General features: G+C 56.5%; 19 protein-coding genes. 7 read left to right on the plus strand and 12 right to left on the minus strand.

The genetic code is table 11. The features are described 5' to 3' along the window. The first annotated feature begins 40 nt into the window (after positions 1-40). A complete protein-coding gene (locus tag FEE96_RS18070) occupies positions 41-679 on the plus strand; it encodes a CatB-related O-acetyltransferase (protein WP_138164528.1) in 639 nt (212 codons plus the stop codon). A 306-nt stretch (positions 680-985) separates the two neighbouring features. On the opposite strand, the gene FEE96_RS18075 is transcribed toward FEE96_RS18070, so the two are convergent. Together FEE96_RS18075 and FEE96_RS18080 are read right to left on the minus strand one after the other, a co-directional pair. After that, complete coding sequence (locus FEE96_RS18075; protein WP_138164529.1) at positions 986-2629, minus strand: SulP family inorganic anion transporter; 1644 nt, start codon at positions 2627-2629, stop codon at positions 986-988. A 91-nt stretch (positions 2630-2720) separates the two neighbouring features. Continuing rightward, positions 2721-3227, minus strand: coding sequence for a DUF2938 family protein (locus FEE96_RS18080; RefSeq protein WP_138164530.1), 507 nt, complete (start codon positions 3225-3227; stop codon positions 2721-2723). A gap of 71 nt (positions 3228-3298) precedes the next feature. On the opposite strand from FEE96_RS18080, the gene FEE96_RS18085 reads away from it, so the two are divergent. The 6 genes from FEE96_RS18085 (at position 3299) to FEE96_RS18110 (ending at position 8933) form a co-directional block, all read left to right on the plus strand. Next, entirely contained in the window at positions 3299-3718 is a 420-nt protein-coding gene (locus tag FEE96_RS18085; protein ID WP_138164531.1) for a helix-turn-helix domain-containing protein, read from the plus strand. 138 nt (positions 3719-3856) lie between these two features. Next, entirely contained in the window at positions 3857-5263 is a 1407-nt protein-coding gene (locus FEE96_RS18090) for a hypothetical protein (protein ID WP_138164532.1), read from the plus strand. Between the two features lie 64 nt (positions 5264-5327). Then, positions 5328-6203 carry an S-methyl-5'-thioadenosine phosphorylase gene (locus tag FEE96_RS18095; RefSeq protein ID WP_138164533.1) on the plus strand — a complete coding sequence of 292 codons (876 nt, stop codon included), beginning with the start codon at positions 5328-5330 and terminating at the stop codon, positions 6201-6203. 124 nt (positions 6204-6327) lie between these two features. Continuing rightward, complete coding sequence (locus FEE96_RS18100) at positions 6328-6963, plus strand: LysE family translocator (RefSeq protein WP_138164534.1); 636 nt, start codon at positions 6328-6330, stop codon at positions 6961-6963. Positions 6964-7108: 145 nt separating this feature from the next. Then, a complete protein-coding gene (locus FEE96_RS18105; protein WP_138164535.1) occupies positions 7109-7648 on the plus strand; it encodes an adenine phosphoribosyltransferase in 540 nt (179 codons plus the stop codon). Positions 7649-7709: 61 nt separating this feature from the next. Beyond that, a complete protein-coding gene (locus FEE96_RS18110; protein ID WP_138164536.1) occupies positions 7710-8933 on the plus strand; it encodes an MFS transporter in 1224 nt (407 codons plus the stop codon). Between the two features lie 25 nt (positions 8934-8958). Here FEE96_RS18110 and FEE96_RS18115 read toward each other — a convergent pair whose 3' ends face one another. The 10 genes from FEE96_RS18115 to coxB form a co-directional block, all read right to left on the minus strand. Further along, positions 8959-10374 carry an FAD-binding oxidoreductase gene (locus tag FEE96_RS18115; RefSeq protein WP_138164537.1) on the minus strand — a complete coding sequence of 472 codons (1416 nt, stop codon included), beginning with the start codon at positions 10372-10374 and terminating at the stop codon, positions 8959-8961. Positions 10375-10449: 75 nt separating this feature from the next. Further along, positions 10450-11034 carry a GNAT family N-acetyltransferase gene (locus FEE96_RS18120; protein WP_138164538.1) on the minus strand — a complete coding sequence of 195 codons (585 nt, stop codon included), beginning with the start codon at positions 11032-11034 and terminating at the stop codon, positions 10450-10452. Then, the gene (locus FEE96_RS18125) at positions 11034-12296 is read right to left on the minus strand and encodes a M16 family metallopeptidase (RefSeq protein ID WP_138164539.1); all 1263 of its coding nucleotides are present in this window, start codon (positions 12294-12296) and stop codon (positions 11034-11036) included. Before FEE96_RS18125 ends, FEE96_RS18120 begins: the two co-directional genes overlap by 1 nt. After that, positions 12293-13681, minus strand: a complete 1389-nt coding sequence (thrC, locus tag FEE96_RS18130; protein ID WP_138164540.1) for a threonine synthase — start codon at positions 13679-13681, stop codon at positions 12293-12295. Before thrC ends, FEE96_RS18125 begins: the two co-directional genes overlap by 4 nt. Further along, the gene (locus tag FEE96_RS18135) at positions 13681-14361 is read right to left on the minus strand and encodes an SURF1 family protein (protein WP_138164541.1); all 681 of its coding nucleotides are present in this window, start codon (positions 14359-14361) and stop codon (positions 13681-13683) included. The genes thrC and FEE96_RS18135 overlap by 1 nt, the downstream gene beginning before the upstream one ends. A gap of 97 nt (positions 14362-14458) precedes the next feature. After that, a complete protein-coding gene (locus tag FEE96_RS18140) occupies positions 14459-15271 on the minus strand; it encodes a cytochrome c oxidase subunit 3 (RefSeq protein WP_138164542.1) in 813 nt (270 codons plus the stop codon). Positions 15272-15294: 23 nt separating this feature from the next. Continuing rightward, the gene (locus tag FEE96_RS18145; RefSeq protein WP_138164543.1) at positions 15295-15882 is read right to left on the minus strand and encodes a cytochrome c oxidase assembly protein; all 588 of its coding nucleotides are present in this window, start codon (positions 15880-15882) and stop codon (positions 15295-15297) included. Next, positions 15882-16049, minus strand: coding sequence for a cytochrome C oxidase assembly protein (locus tag FEE96_RS18150; protein ID WP_138164544.1), 168 nt, complete (start codon positions 16047-16049; stop codon positions 15882-15884). Before FEE96_RS18150 ends, FEE96_RS18145 begins: the two co-directional genes overlap by 1 nt. A 1-nt stretch (position 16050) precedes the next feature. After that, a complete protein-coding gene (gene cyoE, locus FEE96_RS18155; RefSeq protein WP_138164545.1) occupies positions 16051-16992 on the minus strand; it encodes a heme o synthase in 942 nt (313 codons plus the stop codon). 131 nt (positions 16993-17123) lie between these two features. Then, positions 17124-17963, minus strand: coding sequence for a cytochrome c oxidase subunit II (coxB, locus tag FEE96_RS18160; RefSeq protein ID WP_138164546.1), 840 nt, complete (start codon positions 17961-17963; stop codon positions 17124-17126). Between the last annotated feature and the right edge of the window lie 23 nt (positions 17964-17986).

A 17986-nucleotide genomic window follows, 5' to 3' on the forward strand; every position in this document is an offset into this window, starting at 1 on the left:
ACACACGAAAATCCCCACATTTTCCAGTACAGGAGGCTTCATGCCTTACGCCCTGCCCGATGCCAACAGCGTCCATCCCATCACCCTGCCCGATGGCCAACCCCACCTTGGCACCGTTTTTCTGCGCAATGTCGTGGATCACCCAAAGTTCAAGGTCGGCGATTACACCTATGCCTCGGACTTTGATCCGCCATCACCGGATGGCTGGGCCAGCCATCTGGCCCCCTATCTGTTCCCGATGTCGCAAGAAACACTGAAGATCGGGCGGTACTGTCAGATCGCCCATGGGGTCCGCTTCATCACCTCCAGTGCCAACCACGCCATGAAGGGGCTGACCTGCTATCCCTTCCCGGTGTTCGATCCCGAACAGATGATCGGTTTTCAACCTGACACCCGCGATACGGTGATCGGCCACGATGTCTGGATCGGCTACGGCGCCATGATCCTGCCCGGCACCCATATTGGCAATGGCGCCATTGTCGGTGCCGGCGCAGTGGTCCGTGGCACCATCCCGCCCTACGCGGTGGTCACTGGCAATCCCGGCACTGTGATCAAATACCGCTTCGACCAGAATAAAATCAATCAACTGCAGGAGCAAGAGTGGTGGGACTGGCCAGCTGAGCGCGTCGCCGCGGCCCATAATGCCCTCCAGACCGGAGACCTGAAAGCCCTGAGGTAAGATCGCTGTTTCGGAGCCGCCTTCGCCTGAAACCGCTGCGCCAGCTCAGCTGCGCCGGGCCAAGTGAAATCCCCGAGGGGCCCCGCCTTGCAGGGAGACGGTTATTTCACTTGGTGCGGGGGGGCAGAGCTGGCAGCCAGGGCTCAGGTGATGGTGGGTCTGATACAGCATTTCGCTGTTTTGGTGGGACCCAAGCCCCTCCTCTTACAAACAAAAAGGTCGGCCTGAAAAACAGGCCGACCTCTCCACATATTCCAATCAAACAAACCAGTGTGCGCCAGATGGCGCACTCCGTTTTGCTAGGGCTTAGTGCCCACCCAGGATTCCGGTTTTGACCGAGTAGTCCACCGCAACCGCATAGTCCGGATCGTCATCACTATCGATCATCAGGTGCCCGGCTTTGGTCAGCAACTGGTGACAATCCCGGCTCAGATGGCGCAGGGACAAGGACTTGCCGGCGTCTTCATACTTGCCAGCCAGCGCCTCGATTGCCTGCAATGCTGATTGATCGACAACCCGGCTACGGGCAAAGTCGACAATCACACGGTCAGCATCGTTTTCAACGTCAAACAGCTCGATAAAGCCATCGGTCGAGCCAAAGAACAGCGGTCCTTCGATCTCATAGACCCGCGCGCCTTTGTCACTTTCAGAATCCCGGACATTGGCGTGAATACGCCGCGCGTTGTTCCAGGCATAGGCCAGCGCCGATACAATCACCCCAACAACAACCGCAATTGCCAAGTCGGTCATCACGGTCACAACGGTCACCAGAACAATCACAAAGGCATCCATCGGCGGCACCTTTCGCATGATCTTCAACGAGTTCCAGGCAAAGGTGCCGATCACCACCATGAACATCACACCCACCAGTGCGGCGAGCGGTATTTGCTCGATCAAGCTCGAGGCCCAGACGATAAACAACAGCAAGAACAACGCAGCAGCAAGGCCAGCAATTCGGGTCCGGCCACCTGATTTCACGTTGATCATCGACTGACCAATCATCGCACAACCGCCCATGCCGCCAAAGAAACCAGTGACAACGTTTGAGGCGCCCTGGGCCATACATTCCTGGCTTGTTCCGCCACGTTTGCCGATGATCTCACCCACCAGGTTCAGCGTCAGAAGACTTTCGATCAGCCCAATTGCTGCCAAGATCAGCGCATAGGGCAGGATGATCTGCAGCGTCTCAAAATTAAACGGAGCCAGCGCCGTACCATACAACCCAACACCTTCACCAAAGGGATTGTGGAACATCGGGAAGCCACCCTGGATCGACGCCATGTCCCCCACACGCGGCACATCAAGACCAAAGAGGATCACCACAGCAGCGACAATGCCAATACCCGCCAAAGGCGCCGGGATCACTGAGGTAATTTTGGGAGTACCCCAAATGATCAACATGGTCAGACCCACCAGCCCCAGCATCAGGAACAGCGACATCCCTGACAGCCATTCTTCGCCACCACTGCCCGGCACTTTGAACTGGGTCATCTGGGCCAGAAAAATCACAATGGCCAGACCATTTACAAAGCCCAGCATCACCGGATGAGGAACCAGTCGAATGAATTTACCCCAGTGCATCACGCCAGCAAAAATTTGCAAGATCCCCATCAACACCACCGTTGCAAACAGATATTCCACACCGTGGTCAGCAACCAGTGCAACCATCACAACAGCCAGCGCCCCCGTAGCACCGGAAATCATACCCGGACGCCCACCAAACAGCGCAGTGATCAACCCCACCATAAAGGCCGCATATAGCCCCACTAGTGGGTTCAATCCTGCGACAAAGGCAAAGGCAACCGCTTCGGGTACCAAGGCCAGGGCCACTGTCAAACCAGACAGGATCTCGGTGCGGACCCGGGCCACTGACCAGCCCTCATCCTGCATAATGCTAAGGTTGGGCGGGGAAATGTGATTGGCCAGAAGGGCCATGGCGGCGCGTCTCATGTAAAATACCTGTCATCGGGGATTGGTGTTCGCTGCCTGCCCGTTAGCGGAAAATCGCCCATCACACAAGGCTTTCACACCGCCGCTGGTTTTAGTTGCCCAAAAGCACACCCCCAAAAAGCAGAGCACTCAAGTAAAGGCCAACCCCAAATACAAAGTGGGTCAACAAACTGCCCCTGCGCGCTTTCCAAGGGTTCGGTGCCAATCGCGCGGCAACACCAAGGCCAAGACCGGGTTGCAGGGTCAGCATCGGCAAGACCACAGAGACGGCACCAAAACCGACCACCAACACAGCAGGCGGCTGTCGCAGCCAATCCGGCCCAAGGAGCAGTGTCAGCCCGCCAGCCAAGCCGACACCAACGCCATAATGCAGCATCCACCCCAGAACCTTTTCAGCAGGTACAGGCGCCGCCGAAGCTGGATTGGCTAACACAGTTCGTCCGCCGACCAAGTGCCCCAACCAACGCCCAACCATGGCCCAGTTCATTCCCCGCTGTCCGGTAAACCTCGCCCTGATCACCCCAAACACATCCATAAAGACCGTCGCCCCAGTTCCCACCAGAACAACCACCGTCACAACCTCGATATTCCAACTCATTGCAGCACCCTTCATTGACCTGAGTTTCAAACAGGGGCATGTCTGCAACTTGAAGTTAGCTTGAGGTCAACATGAAATCGATCGACATCTCAGAAGTTGCCAAACTGTCCGGCTTCAAAGCGTCGGCTCTGCGCTATTACGAAACTCTGGGCCTGATCCAATCAGACAGCCGCAAGGGGCTGCGACGCCAGTATGACGATACGGTTCTGGACCGACTGGCCCTCATTTCGATGGGCCAGTCAGCAGGGTTTTCCCTTGAAGAGATCGGGGAAGTTTTTCAGAAAGATGAACATTTCGAGATTGATCGACAGCGCCTGCACACAAAGGCGGATGAAGTGGAACAGCACATCCGCCAGCTCAGAATACTGGCCCGTGCCTTGCGCCACGTGGCAGATTGTACGGCCCAAAGCCACTCCGAATGTCCAACGTTCCGCAAAATGATGGCCGAGGCTCCAAAACTGGCAACGCGCCAGAAACAAAGCGAACACTAGCGCTTTCGTTCGTCGCAACGGATACCGTCATCGGACAGAACTGCAAGCAAATCAGGGCTGTCCGGCTTGAATTTCCCAGCTTGCCTTCCCTTCCCCACAACTAACGATAGAGTGAGCCACAGCTAAAGGGGCAGTGCTATGATCAAAACTTGGCAAGACATCGAAGACCGTGGCGGTCAGGCTTGGCTCACACCCGCAGAGATCTTGTTGATCGAGGCCAGCAAGTCCGGCGACCCCTGTGTCCTTGGCGATGGGCTTTGCCCCGAAGAAGGCAATGTTCAGGGCTCACTGACGGTCCGCGCCGAGGTCCTGCGGTATTTGGTTCTGGGCGGCTGCAACGTCGTTCAGATTCAGGATCTTGGTGTGCATTTATGGGGGGCCTGCATCACCGGCGAGCTCGACCTCAGCTTCGCCAAGGCAAAGGGGGCACTGGGCCTGCTGAATTGTCGAATTGATCAGGGGATACAGGCCCTTCAAACCCGGTTCGAAATGCTGAATTTGAGCGGAAGTTCAATTTCCCTGCTCAATGCACAAAGCGCCTCTTTCCATGGTGACGTGTTTCTGCGTGACACAAGAACCAACGGACCCGTCAGATTGAACGGGGCGACAATCGGTGGCCAGTTGGACTTAACCGGAGCCCATATTCATGCGCCAAACCGAAATGCGCTAAACGGCCAGCGACTTCGGGTCGAACGTGGTTTCTTTTGGCGCAATGTCACCGTCAGTGCAGGCGCAGTCGACCTGAACTCAGCCCATGTCGGGGATCTGGTTGATGATGTAACAGGCTGGCCCCCAAAAGGGCGCCTGATCCTTGATGGCTTTACCTATGAACGGATTTCAGGTTCTTCCACCCGCGCCAGCAAACGTATTGCCTGGTTGGAACAGGGCAGTGAATGGAACGGCTATTTCCATCCGCAACCCTTTACCCATCTGGCACAGGTGTTCCGCGATCTTGGTCACGATACTGATGCCCGTCGCGTCTTGGCCCGCCGTGAACAACTGGCACGCAGATATGAACGCCATCATATGCGCGTAGTCCCCGATGGCAGCCTCGGGCTGGGTTTCAAAAGTATCTGGCGCGATCTCAAACGCGGGGCTCTTTTTGCCGCCGATCAGCTATTGCGGCTGACCGTTGGCTATGGACACCACCCCTTTCGCAGTCTCTGGCTGCTGGTAGCTCTAGTTTGTGCCGCCATGGTCCCCGCGCAAAAAGCCTGGGAGGAAGGCAGCATGGCTCCAAACGCTGCGCCGGTGCTGGTGTCGCAGGACTGGAGACAACTGGCTGGCACATCGGAAAACCCGGCGCGCGACTGGTCCGCTGTCATCCCCGGCAAAGACTGGGAAACCTTTTATGCCCCTGCCTATGCCAGTGACCTGGTCATCCCACTCGTCGATCTGGGCCAGACCGACGCCTGGGCCCCCTCCACCGAACGCGGACCCTGGGGCTGGCACCTGTGGTGGCTCAGATGGCTGTTCACCACAGCCGGCTGGATTGTCACCGCACTAGGTGCAGCTGCCATCACCGGCATCATCCGCCGCGACTAACACTTGCAAGTCCGGACCCCGCCGGCATTATCTGACCAAACATTATTGAACTGGGAGCAGGACTTTGACGGACACAATGATCGGTGTGATCGGCGGCTCGGGCCTTTACGAAATTGACGGATTGCAGGCTGCCGAATGGGTCACCGTCAAAACGCCATGGGGAGATGCTTCTGACCAGATCCTGACCGGCACTTTGGACGGTGTAAAAATGGCCTTTCTGCCCCGACACGGGCGTGGTCATGTGCATTCCCCAACCAAGGTTCCCTATCGCGCCAACATCGATGCCCTGAAACGTTTGGGCGTAACTGATGTGATTTCAATCTCCGCCTGCGGTTCGTTTCGCGAAGAAATGGCCCCCGGTGATTTTGTCATCGTCGACCAGTTCATCGACCGCACCTTTGCCCGCGAGAAGAGCTTCTTTGGGACGGGTTGTGTGGCCCATGTCAGTGCGGCCCACCCGACATGCGAACGTCTGGGGGACGCCTGCCAAACTGCAGCCAAGGACGCCGGGATCAATGTTCATCGGGGCGGCACCTATTTGGCAATGGAGGGGCCTCAGTTCTCAACAGTTGCCGAATCGAAAATGTACCGAGAATCATGGGGCGCAGATGTTATCGGCATGACCAATATGCCCGAAGCCAAACTCGCCCGCGAAGCCGAGCTTTGTTACGCCTCTGTTGCGATGGTTACCGATTATGACAGCTGGCATCCGGATCATGGTGACGTCGATATCAGTGCCATTTTGGCCACCTTGCAGGGAAATTCCAACAATGGAGCTGAGCTGATACGCCGTTTGCCGAAACTACTTGGCGATCAGCGCGCGCCCTGCCCGCACGGTTGTGACCGCGCATTGGAATATGCGATCATGACCGCGCCAAAAAAGCGCGACCCAAAGCTCCTGGCAAAGCTAGACGCAGTGGCCGGGCGGGTTCTCGGCTGACTTCGGTTTAGGACCCAGCATCACTAAAACCGGCAAAGCGAAGGTAAATCAAAATTGATCATTGACGCTTTGCCAAAGCGATGTCTTTGCTGCCTCTGATACAAATTGATCAGGGTGAATTGCTATGGATATGAACATATGGTTGGCGTTTGTCGCGGCTTCAGTGGCGCTGCTGATGATCCCTGGTCCAACTGTGCTGCTCGTTCTCAGCTATGCCCTGTCCAAGGGCCGACAAGTGGCCGTAGCTGCAGCCTTGGGCGTGGCCGTTGGGGACTTTATTGCCATGACCGCATCTCTGGTAGGTCTTGGCGCGCTGGTGATGGCCTCCGCCACCCTGTTCACAGTTCTGAAATGGGCCGGAGCCGTCTATCTGGTCTGGTTGGGGATCAAACTGTGGCGCAGCGCCTCGGGTGAACCTGACGCTGAGGTTGAGCTGGCCGCCACCCGCGACGTGCAGGCCCGTGGCATTTTTGGCCACACGGCTATGGTCACCGCGCTGAACCCCAAATCCATCGGCTTCTTCATCGCCTTTGTACCGCAGTTCATCCACCCCGAAGGCAGTCTGGCCCCACAGTTTGCCATTCTGATTGCCACATTTGTGATCCTGGCCGGGCTGAATGCTCTGGCCTTTGCAGTGCTGGCCGATCGCATGCGTGGCTGGATCGCAAAACCTGCTGTGGTGGCCAACCTAACCCGCGGCGGCGGGCTTGCTCTGATCGGCATGGGCCTGACCACCGCATTTCTGCGCCGCCCAGTCTAAATCCTACGCCTGCACATATGCGGCAATTGCTGCGGACCCGCGGTTGTCACTTGCAACAAGCACCCGCATCAGCCAAACCGCTTAAGGTCTGACCAAACTAGTCAGGCCTGATCCAATTCGAGCCGACCACCAAAGAGGCCCCGCCATGTCGAAGCGTCCCGATGTCAAAGATTACATCCGCACCATCCCTGACTTCCCACATGAGGGGATCATGTTTCGCGATGTTACCACCCTGTTTGCCGATCCGCGCGGCTTTCGCATGGCCATTGACCAAATGTTGCATCCCTATGCTGGTATGCAGATCGACAAGGTGCTCGGACTAGAGGCCCGCGGCTTTATCCTCGGCGGCGCGATTGCACACCAGCTGGGGACCGGATTTGTGCCAATTCGTAAGGCGGGCAAGCTGCCCGGTGCGACACTCAGCCAGGATTACAAACTGGAATACGGCGAAGCGACTGTCGAAATCCATGAAGATGCAATCCAGCCCGGTGAAAAGATCCTGGTAGTCGATGACCTGCTGGCCACAGGCGGCACCGCTGCGGCGGGCATCAAACTGATTGAAAGATTGGGCGGTGAGATCCTGTCCTGCTCGTTCATCATCGACTTGCCGGAATTGGGCGGCGGCAAAGTATTGGAAGACATGGGCATGGACGTGCATGTCCTGTGTGAATTCGAAGGCGAATAACGTCACGACGCTGACGCGAAAAGGCTTGCGCGCCGTTTCGTGTCTGACCTAGCTTGCGCACATGACCGCGCCCCAAATCCACGACAGTCGATATTCCTGGCTCCGCCTGCTTGTGACCCTGGCAATTGCCACCGTTGCCAATGTCGGCATGTGGGCGGTCATCGTCATTTTGCCTGCCGTTGAAGTGGAGTTTGGTGCGGGCCGGGCTGAGGCCTCTATGCCTTATACCCTGACCATGGTCGGGTTTGCCCTGGGCAACCTGATCATTGGACGGCTGGTAGACCGGGTCGGCGTTACATTGGCCTTGAACGGGGCGGCCCTGGTGATTGCCGCGGGCTATGCCCTGTCTGTTCTGGCTCCTTCGATCACGGTCTTATCTCTGACCCACCTATTGTTGGGACTTGGAACAGCTGTTGGATTTGGCCCCCTGATCGCCGATATCTCGCACTGGTTTATCAAACGACGCGGCATTGCAGTGGCGCTGGTCGCCAGTGGCAATTACCTCTCTGGCGCGATCTGGCCCACCGCGCTTTCCGGAATTCTGGCCGAGAGCGGCTGGCGCAGCGTCTACCTGACACTGGCACTGGTCACCTTGGTTGTTCTTATGCCACTTTCCCTACTGCTGCGCAGGCGCCTTCCAGCAACGGCGCATGAAACCTCGGCCGCAGCCTCCGCTCTGAATGCCCGGTCCTCTGGTCTGACACCGCGACAATTGCAATGGCTACTGGGGCTGGCCGGCATTGGTTGCTGTGTCGCCATGGCGATGCCTCAGGTCCATATTGTCGCTTATTGTGTTGGTCTGGGCTATGGCCCTGCCGTGGGTGCCGAGATGCTGTCCCTCATGCTGCTGGGCGGCGTCGCCAGCCGGATCATCTCCGGCCTACTCGCCGACCGGCTGGGTGGGGTAGTGATCTTGCTGGCTGGATCAGTCCTGCAATGTATCGCGCTGTTTCTGTATCTGCCCTATGACGGCATGATCTCGCTTTATATGGTCAGTCTGGTGTTTGGCCTGGCGCAGGGCGGTATCGTGCCCAGCTATGCACTGGTGGTGCGCGAATACATGCCCCCGCGTGAAGCTGGAGCGCGGGTTGGCTTTGTCATGATGATGACCATCCTTGGCATGGCATTGGGTGGTTGGATGTCCGGCTGGATCTATGATGTCACCGGCAGCTACCAACTGGCCTTTATCAACGGCATCCTGTGGAACGGCTTAAACATCGCGATCCTGCTGCTGTTGCTGCTGCGCAGCCGTTCGGCACAAAACGCAACCACTGCCCTGTCTTAAATCTTGGTGCGTGCCAGCACGCACCCTACACATTCAGCACAGCGCCAGGGTTCATGATACCGTTGGGATCCAGCGCGAGTTTGATTGCCCGCATTGCAGCCAGCCGAACCGGATCACCATAGCGTTCGACATCCGCGACTTTCAGCCGCCCGACGCCATGTTCGGCACTGACAGAGCCATCCATGTCATGGACAAGATCGTGCACCACGCGTTTCACCGCGCCGCGCTGCGCTTCATAAGCCTCACGGGTTTGCCCCTGCGCCGGGAACACATTGTAGTGCAGGTTGCCGTCGCCAAGATGGCCAAAGCAATTGATCCGAAACGCCCCAAGTGCCGCAATGGCTTCACCGCCGCGCGCAATGAACTCGGGGATCGCGGACAGCGGAATAGAAATATCATGGCTGGAGACCGATCCGATCAACCGGTTTGCTTCGGGGATTTGCTCACGCACAGTCCAGAGCTCGTTGCGCTGGGTCTCGGACTGGGCAATCACCCCGTCCAATGCGCAGCCATCCTCAACCGCTGCCTCAAACAGGTCTGCCAGAGCCTGTTCGGGGTCTTGTCCACGAGACAACCCAAGTTCGATCAATACGCACCACTCAGGGGCGCGCTCAAAAGGCTGACGCAGCTGTGGCAATGTCTCAGCCAAAAACTCAAGCCCTTGCCGGTGGATCAGCTCAAAAGCACTGACCGCCTCGCCCAACTGGTCACGCGCTAAAGAGAGCAAATCCAACGCAGCCTGCGCAGAAGGCACAACAAACATCGCGGTGCCGCGCACCGCCGGAACCGGGGAAAGTTTCAGTGCGGCTGCGGTAATCACCCCCAATGTACCTTCTGCACCGATCAACAGCCCACGCAGATCGTAACCAGTGTTGTCCTTACGCAACCGGCTCAACCCATGCCAAATCTCGCCATTGGGCAACACTGCCTCCAATCCGAGACAGAGCTCGCGGGTATTGCCATAGCGCAGGACGTTTACGCCCCCTGCATTGGTGGACAGATTACCACCAATTTGCGCCGAACCTTCCGAGGCCAGTGAGAGTGGGAACAACCGGTTTGCCCCCTGCGCCGCGATCTGCACATCCGCAAGAATTGCCCCGGCTTCGGCGACCAGAACATTTTCCTGCGGGTAAACACCTCGAATGGCCGTCATTCGTTCCAAAGAAATCAATAGGGGCGCGGGGCCATCTGGCATCACTTGCCCACAAACCAAGCCTGTACCGCCGCCGTAAGGCACAACGGGCACCCTTGCTGCGTTGGCAGACCGCACCAATGTGGAGACCTCATCAACAGTTTGAGGCAGAGCAAGTACGCCAGCCTGGCCACTAAACCGCCCACGTGGCTCTTCCAGGTATCGCGGTTCAATATCGCGCAGCACCCCATCTGGTAGAATTGCGCTCAATTGATTTGCGAAGTCGGGGGTGGCGGGATTCAATGTCATGCTCAATCCATGTCCAATTGACATCCGGTGCGCAAGCCCCGTTTGCAACAGCCCCTCAAAAGCATAAGCCGCAGACTACCCCGCTTCGGTGCGTCCCCGGCGGTCACTGCGCAAAGAGGCATACAGGACATGGGTCCGCCAGCGCCCGTTGATCTGCAAATAGGACTGCGCCACGCCCTCATATTTGAAACTGGTGCTTTCCAGCAAACCGCGTGAGGCGGTATTCTCTGGCAGGCAGGCGGCTTCAATGCGGCTCAGATCCAACTGGGTAAAGGCATAATGCACCACTGCGCCAATGGCCTCGCGCATGTATCCCTGACGGGCAAACGGCATGCCGGTCCAATACCCAAGGGTTCCAGCCTGTGCTGGACCACGGCGAATATTATCCAGCGTAATGGCCCCAACCAGTACCTGATCTTCACGCCTACATAAGAACAGCGGTAATGCAGTGCCGCCATTGACCGAACGCTGCGCCCAGTAGACCCGGTTGGAAAAAGATTTCCGGCTTAGGTGTTCAGGGGCCCAGCTGGGCTCCCAGGGTGTCAGATACCCCTGACTGTCCTGCCGTAATCTGGCCCAAGCGCGAAAGTCGGAATGCACCGGCGGCCGAAGTGTCAGCCGCTCGGTTTCAATTCGGACTTTACGCTTGGACAGTAGCATCAGGCAGCACGCCTCTCCTGCAGTTTTGCAAGACTGGGAGCTTGTGAAACAGGACCATAAAGCGCCAGGGCCGCTGGTGCCTTGATCGCCATCGTCTCTGCAAATTCGCGAACATCCCCGGTGGTCACTGCATCAATGCGTGCGATGGTGTCTTCCAGTGGCGGCACCTTATCCCAGATCTGCACCAACCGTGCCAACCGTTCAGCCCGCGTTGACGGGCTTTCAAGCCCCATCAACATACCAGCCTTCATCTGCGCCCGCGCGCGGGCCACTTCTTCAGGGGCCATATCTTCGGCTGCGCGCTTCATCTCATCGATAGTGATCTCAGCCAACTCGCCCAGTTGACTGGCCGACGTGCCGGCATAGATGGTGGTCGAACCGGTATCCGCATAGGCGCCCGTCTGAGCAAAGATCGAATAGCACAGCCCGCGTTTCTCGCGCACTTCCTGAAACAGGCGACTGGACATACCGCCACCTAATGCGCTCGAGTAGATCTGAGCGGTGTAAATCGCATCATCACGGTAGCCGGGGCTTTCCAGAGCCAGAGCAAAATGGGCTTGCTCCAGTGTTTTTTCATGCCGCGCCTCACCACCGGTAAAGCGCGCAGGCTCTACCAACTTGCTGGCACGGGGCTGCATATGCCCGAACAGTTTCTCAGCCGTTTTGACCAACAGATCATGATCCACAGCCCCCGCAGCAGACAGGATCATCTGGCCAGGGCCATAATGTTCGCCAACAAACCCAGCCAGATCTTCGCGGGTAAAGGCGCTGACCCGCTCGGTCGGACCTAGAATAGTCCGGCCCAATGGCTGGTTGTGATAGCTTTCTTCCTGCAACCAATCAAAAATTACATCATCTGGTGTATCCAGAGACTGCCCGATTTCCTGCAGGATCACGCCACGCTCGATCTCGATTTCAGCCGCGTCGAACACCGGGTTCAGCACGATATCACTGATCACATCCAACGCCAGTGGGACGTCATCTTTCAGGACACGAGCGTAATAGGCTGTCACTTCTCGACTGGTATAGGCGTTGATGTAGCCCCCAACATCCTCGATCGACTCGGCGATTTGCAAGGCCGACCGCGTGGTTGTTCCTTTGAACGCCATATGCTCCAGGAAATGGGCAATACCATTTTGCTCAAGCCGCTCATGACGACCGCCTGCCGTTACCCAGATGCCTATGGACGCAGATTGCAGCCCCGGCATATTTTCAGAAACGATACGAAAGCCGTTAGCCAGCTGGTCTTGTTGAACAGTCAATTCGGTATGTTCTTTCTGATGTGCTCTTCGAGAGTCGTTAGGTCGTTGGCGATCCGGGTCACCCGTTCTGATCTGTCATACAGATCCGCCATGTGTGTGGGAAGAGGTGGATGTATACCACAGGCATCTTTCACCGCAGCCGGGAACTTGGCCGGGTGCGCTGTCGCCAGAGTAATCATAGGAACCTCTGAAACGCGATGTTCTTCGGCCACCTTGACCCCAACAGCACCATGCGGACACAGCAGATCGCCACTGGCCGACAACTGGCTCTTGATAGTGGCCAGAGTTTCATCTTCGGAACACCGGCCTGACTTGTAAGTATCGGCCAGTGCCTGCATCGCGCCCTGCGACACGTCAAAACCACCGGTCTTCAGCTCGTCCATCAACTGCGACACAGCCCCGGCATCGCGCCCATAGGCAAAATACAGCGCGCGCTCAAAGTTGGACGAGACCTGAATATCCATAGAAGGAGAAATCGACGGGATGGTTTCGCCTTTGTAGTAGCCCTTCCCGTCCAGACAGCGGTGCAGAATGTCGTTCTGGTTTGTCGCCACAACAAGGTCCTCGATCGGCAGACCCATCTGCTGGGCGATGTAGCCTGCAAAGATGTCCCCAAAGTTGCCGGTTGGCACGGTAAAGCTCACTTTGCGGTGCGGCGCGCCCAGCGACACAGCGGACGAGAAGTAATAGACCACCTGCGCCAACACACGTGCGATATTGATCGAGTTGACCCCGGCCAGCTTTACGCCATCACGGAACTCAAAGTCGTTGAACATGTCTTTGACACGAGCCTGACAGTCGTCAAAATCCCCGTCCAGCGCCAGCGCATGCACATTGGCATCCTGCGGGGTGCTCATCTGGCGACGCTGCACTTCGGACACCCGGCCATGTGGATACAGGATGAACACATCCACATTGCTCAGACCCTTGAAAGCTTCGATCGCGGCGGATCCGGTATCGCCGGACGTGGCACCAACAATCGTTACCCGTTCATCCCGCTTGGCCAGCGCTGCCTGGAACAGTTGACCGATCAGCTGCATGGCAAAGTCTTTGAACGCCAGTGTGGGGCCGTGGAACAGCTCCAGCAGGAAATGGTTCGGTGCCAGTTGTTTCAGTGGAGCCTGCGCAGCGTGGTCGAAATTGGCATAAGCCTTGGCGATGATGTCGCGAAATTCCTCGTCGGTGAAGCTGTCACCCAAGAACGGCCGCATCACCCGAAACGTGGTTTCTTCATAGCTCAGGCCAGACAGCGCCGCGATGTCGTCCTGGCTCATCTGCGGGATCTCAGCCGGGACATACAGCCCGCCATCGCGTGCCAGGCCGCTTAGCATGGCGTCTTCAAAACTCAGCTCAGGCGCTTGGCCACGGGTAGAGATGTATTTCATCACGTTAGCTCTCGGTTTTGGCGCGAACGCCACAGGAAGTAAGCAGTCATCGCAGCCCAGAGGAAGGCCAGCGAAAACCAGGTGATCGCATATTGCAAGTGGTTGTTGGGAATTGATGCGGTGTCGATCGGCATCGGTATGACGGAGCTCCCATTGATCGGGTGGTCACTCAGCACCACCATGATCGGCAAGGTTTTCAGAGCTGCGGCCATGGCTTCCACATCGCGGGCATACCAGATGTTTTTGACGGTATCAGCAGGGGGCGTGTAACCGTCGGTTTCATCCGGCCAATGCAAATTCCCCAGAAACTCAACCTGGCCAGCGTAGCGTGCAGATTCTTTATCAACGGTTCGGATAAAGCCCCGGTCCACCAGAATCCGACGACCATCGTCAGTCACAAATGGGACAATCATCCTGTAGCCAGGCCCCAGCATGGGCATTGAAACCAGCACGTGTAACTCGCCACTCGCCATTTCGCCGATCAAACGAACCGGCCTGTATTTATCGGCGACAGGATCAGGATGAATGGGCAAGGCCACCGGTTCGGCTGCGACACGCGATTCAATGGTATCCAAAATATTCTGTTTCCAAGCCATCCGTTGCATCTGCCACGCGCCAAGGCTCAGCAGAACTGCCAACCCAGCAACGCCAACGATCAGAACGAATATCAGACGCCGCATAACAGCCCCTCACCAACAGAAAAGCGCGCGGAGCATCCCCCGCGCGCTGTGCTTGATACGCTGTGCTCGCAGTTTTTCAACTGCAAACATGTATCCCTTACATTCCGGCGGTACCCCAGAGGTACACTGCGAAGAACAGGAACAGCCACACTACATCAACAAAGTGCCAGTACCATGCTGCTGTTTCAAACCCAACGTGCTGTTCCGGAGTGAAGGCCCCCTTCATCGCACGGATCAAACAAACGATCAGGAAGATGGTCCCCAACAGCACGTGGAAACCGTGAAAGCCAGTGGCCATGAAGAAGTTGGAGTAGAAGATATCGCCACCGAATTCCCAGCCTTCATGGGCCAGAACTTCATAGTATTCAAACGCTTGCAGGCCGGTAAAGGCAACACCGAAGGCGATACCGATGGCCAAACCCTGCACCAGTGCTTTGCGGTCATTGCTGTGCACCAGCGCGTGGTGCGCCCAGGTCACGGCACAGCCGGACAGCAGCAGAATCAAGGTGTTGATCAGCGGCAGATGGAACGGATCCACGATATGGATCGCAGGCTGCACATACTCGGTGCCGATATAGTCCTGCATCGGGTAGATCGCATGTTTGAAGAACGACCAGAACCAGGCAAAGAAGAACATGACTTCGGACATCACAAACAGGATAAACCCGTAGCGCAGACCGATCCGTACCACGTTGGTGTGATCGCCTGTGTTGCCTTCGTGGGCGACTTCGGACCACCAGGCAAAGCTGGTGTATAGAACAGCCAGCAAGCCGCCCCAGAACAGCCAAGCCGTGATACCGTGCATCCACAGCACAGCGCCAAACAGCATGGCAAAGCCACCCAACGCGCCCAGCAGCGGCCAGATCGATGGTGGTAGAATATGATAGTCGTGATTTTTAGCGTGCGCCATTTAAGTGTCCCTCACCTGCCGGCCTAGTTCATATTTGATACTGCCCCGGTGTTTTCACCGGTTTCAAGGGTGGCATAACCCTCGGGCAGATCGATTTCGTAAAAAGTGTACGACAGCGTGATCGTATGTACGTACTTGCCGTCCCGGTCATCAACGATTTCCGGATCGACAAAGAAGGTTACGGGCATCTGAACCCGCTCCCCTGGTTGCAAAACTTGCTCCTCAAAGCAGAAACAAGCGATTTTCTCAAAGAAAGCGCCCGCAGCATAAGGTGTCACGTTATAGGACGCCTGCCCTGCGATCGGCCTGTCTGTTGGATTATAGGCTTCATAGAACGCAAGACCGGTCTCGCCAATCCTGATTTCCATCTCACGAACCATGGGCTTGAACTCCCACGGCATCCCCCGGTCCTTAGAGCCATCAAAGCGCACTTTGATCGTCTTCTCCAGGATTTCGTCCGAGCCCGCTGTAGCGACCCCTGTGGTGCCGCCAAACCCGGTGACACGACAGAACCAATCGTAGAAAGGAACTGAAGCCCAGGCGAGAGCGCCCATGACAACGACAACCCCAACCAGTTGGGCCGCAGTTTTCTGTGGAGCATTCAGCGCCATCAGTTTTGGTCTGCCGCTTGGTTTTGTGGGAACTTAAAGTCAGTAGATGTGACTTTGACCAAGGTCAGGGCCAGCACCAGAACCACAAAAGCTCCCAGTGAAAGGCCCACGCCCAGATTGCGACCAAAGCGGCGCTGGTGAATTTCGTGCTGCGGTTTGAAGCTCATCTTACCAGCCTCCCAATCCAAATGGTTTCAGCATGGCTTCGACCAGGATCGCGCCAAAATGCAGGAACAGATACAACAGAGACAGCTTGAAGAAGCTGCGCTCGGCTTTGAAGTTATCTTTTTCGGAGTCGTCCTCATCACGGCGCCAGATTTTCCAGGCCCCATGCAGGAACAGCGCGTTCAACACCAACGACACCGCTAGATAGACTGGCCCACCGACACCCGAAAACGCGGTTCCAACTGCCAGTACCGCCAACAGGATAGTATAGACCAGAATATGTACACGTGTTGCGCGACGACCATGGGTCACGGTCAGCATCGGTACGCCTGCATCGTCGTAATCTGAGCGCATAAATAGGGCCAGGGCCCAGAAATGCGGTGGCGTCCACATGAACGTCAGGGCGAACATCAACCAGGGCTCAACAGACATCGAGCCGGTGGCAGCAATCCAGCCGATCACCGGCGGAAAGGCTCCAGCGGCACCGCCGATGACGATGTTCTGCGGCGTCGCCCGCTTCAGCCACATGGTGTAGACGACAACATAAAAGAAGATGGTGAACGCCAAGAACGCACCGGCCAGCAGATTGGTTGCCAAGGCCAGCATGATCACCGACATACCTGACAACGCCAAGCCCAGGCTCAGCGCTTCGCCTTCCTCAACTTTACCAGCAGGGATGGGGCGGCCCTTGGTCCGCTTCATCACCTTATCAATATCTGCATCCCACCACATATTCAGCGCGCCAGAAGCACCGCCACCGATGGCAATAAACAGAATGGCACAAAAGCCTATGACCGGATGCACCGACACCGGCGCAGCAAGCAGGCCAACAAAAGCGGTGAAAACCACTAGTGACATCACCCGTGGCTTTAGCAGGGCAAAATAATCGCCAAAGCTTGCCTCATCCTCGCGGAGTATGCTTGCGTTGATGCTTGCGTCGCTCATCTTTGGTCCATTGGTTTTCTGGCTGCGTATCATACACGTAGCGTAGGGCAGTTTAGAAATCAGGCAAGGTGCGTATTACTGCGCACCCTGCCGTGACTAAGGAGTGTGGGCAAAGTGCCCTTCAGATCAGATCAGTTTGAAGCAACCTGAAAATTCTGGGGCAGACCGGCGTATTCCTCGATCGCGCCTTTCAGCCATGCATCATAGACCTCTTGGCTGACCACTTTGACGGTGATCGGCATATAGGTATGGTCCTTACCGCAGAGCTCGGAACACTGACCAAAGTAAACGCCTTCTTTGTCGGCTTTGAACCACAGTTCCGCCAGACGACCCGGTACGCCATCCTGCTTAACAGCAAAGGCAGGCATCGCCCAGGAGTGGATCACGTCAGCCGCAGTCACCTGCATCACAACGGTTTTGCCAACGGGCACCACAACTGCAGTGTCAGTGGCCAGCAGGTACTCGTCTTCAGCATAGCCATTTTCAGCCAGCTCATCTTTGGCCAGCATGAAGCTTTCAAAGCCGAATTCGTGATCGACATACTCATAACCCCAGTACCACTGGTAGCCTGTAACCTTAATGGTAAGGTCAGCTTCCGGAATTTCCTGCTGATTAAACAGAGCTGGTAACGAGAATGAGCCGATGAACACCAGGATCACAATCGGGATCAGCGTCCAGGCAATTTCAATTGGTGTGTGGTGGGTAAAGCTTGACGGATTCGGGTTCGCCTTACGGTTAAAACGCAGGATTGCGTACAGCAACAAGCCAGCAACAAACAAACTAACAGCAGTAATGATCACTAGGATCATAAAGTCCAGATCTTGCGTTTGTTGGGCCAGCTCGCTTGCTGCGGGCTGGAAATTAAGTCCACCTGGAATAGGCTTACCAATGGACTCAAGTCCATCCTGAGCCATGGCAGGCAGGCTCGACAGGCCCGCAAAAAGGCCCGAAAGCTTCAAAGCATTCTTCATTTTATATCCTGATCGTTTGATCG

This window comes from Parasedimentitalea maritima, assembly GCF_005771405.1.
GTDB classification, from domain to species: Bacteria; Pseudomonadota; Alphaproteobacteria; order Rhodobacterales; family Rhodobacteraceae; genus Parasedimentitalea; species Parasedimentitalea maritima.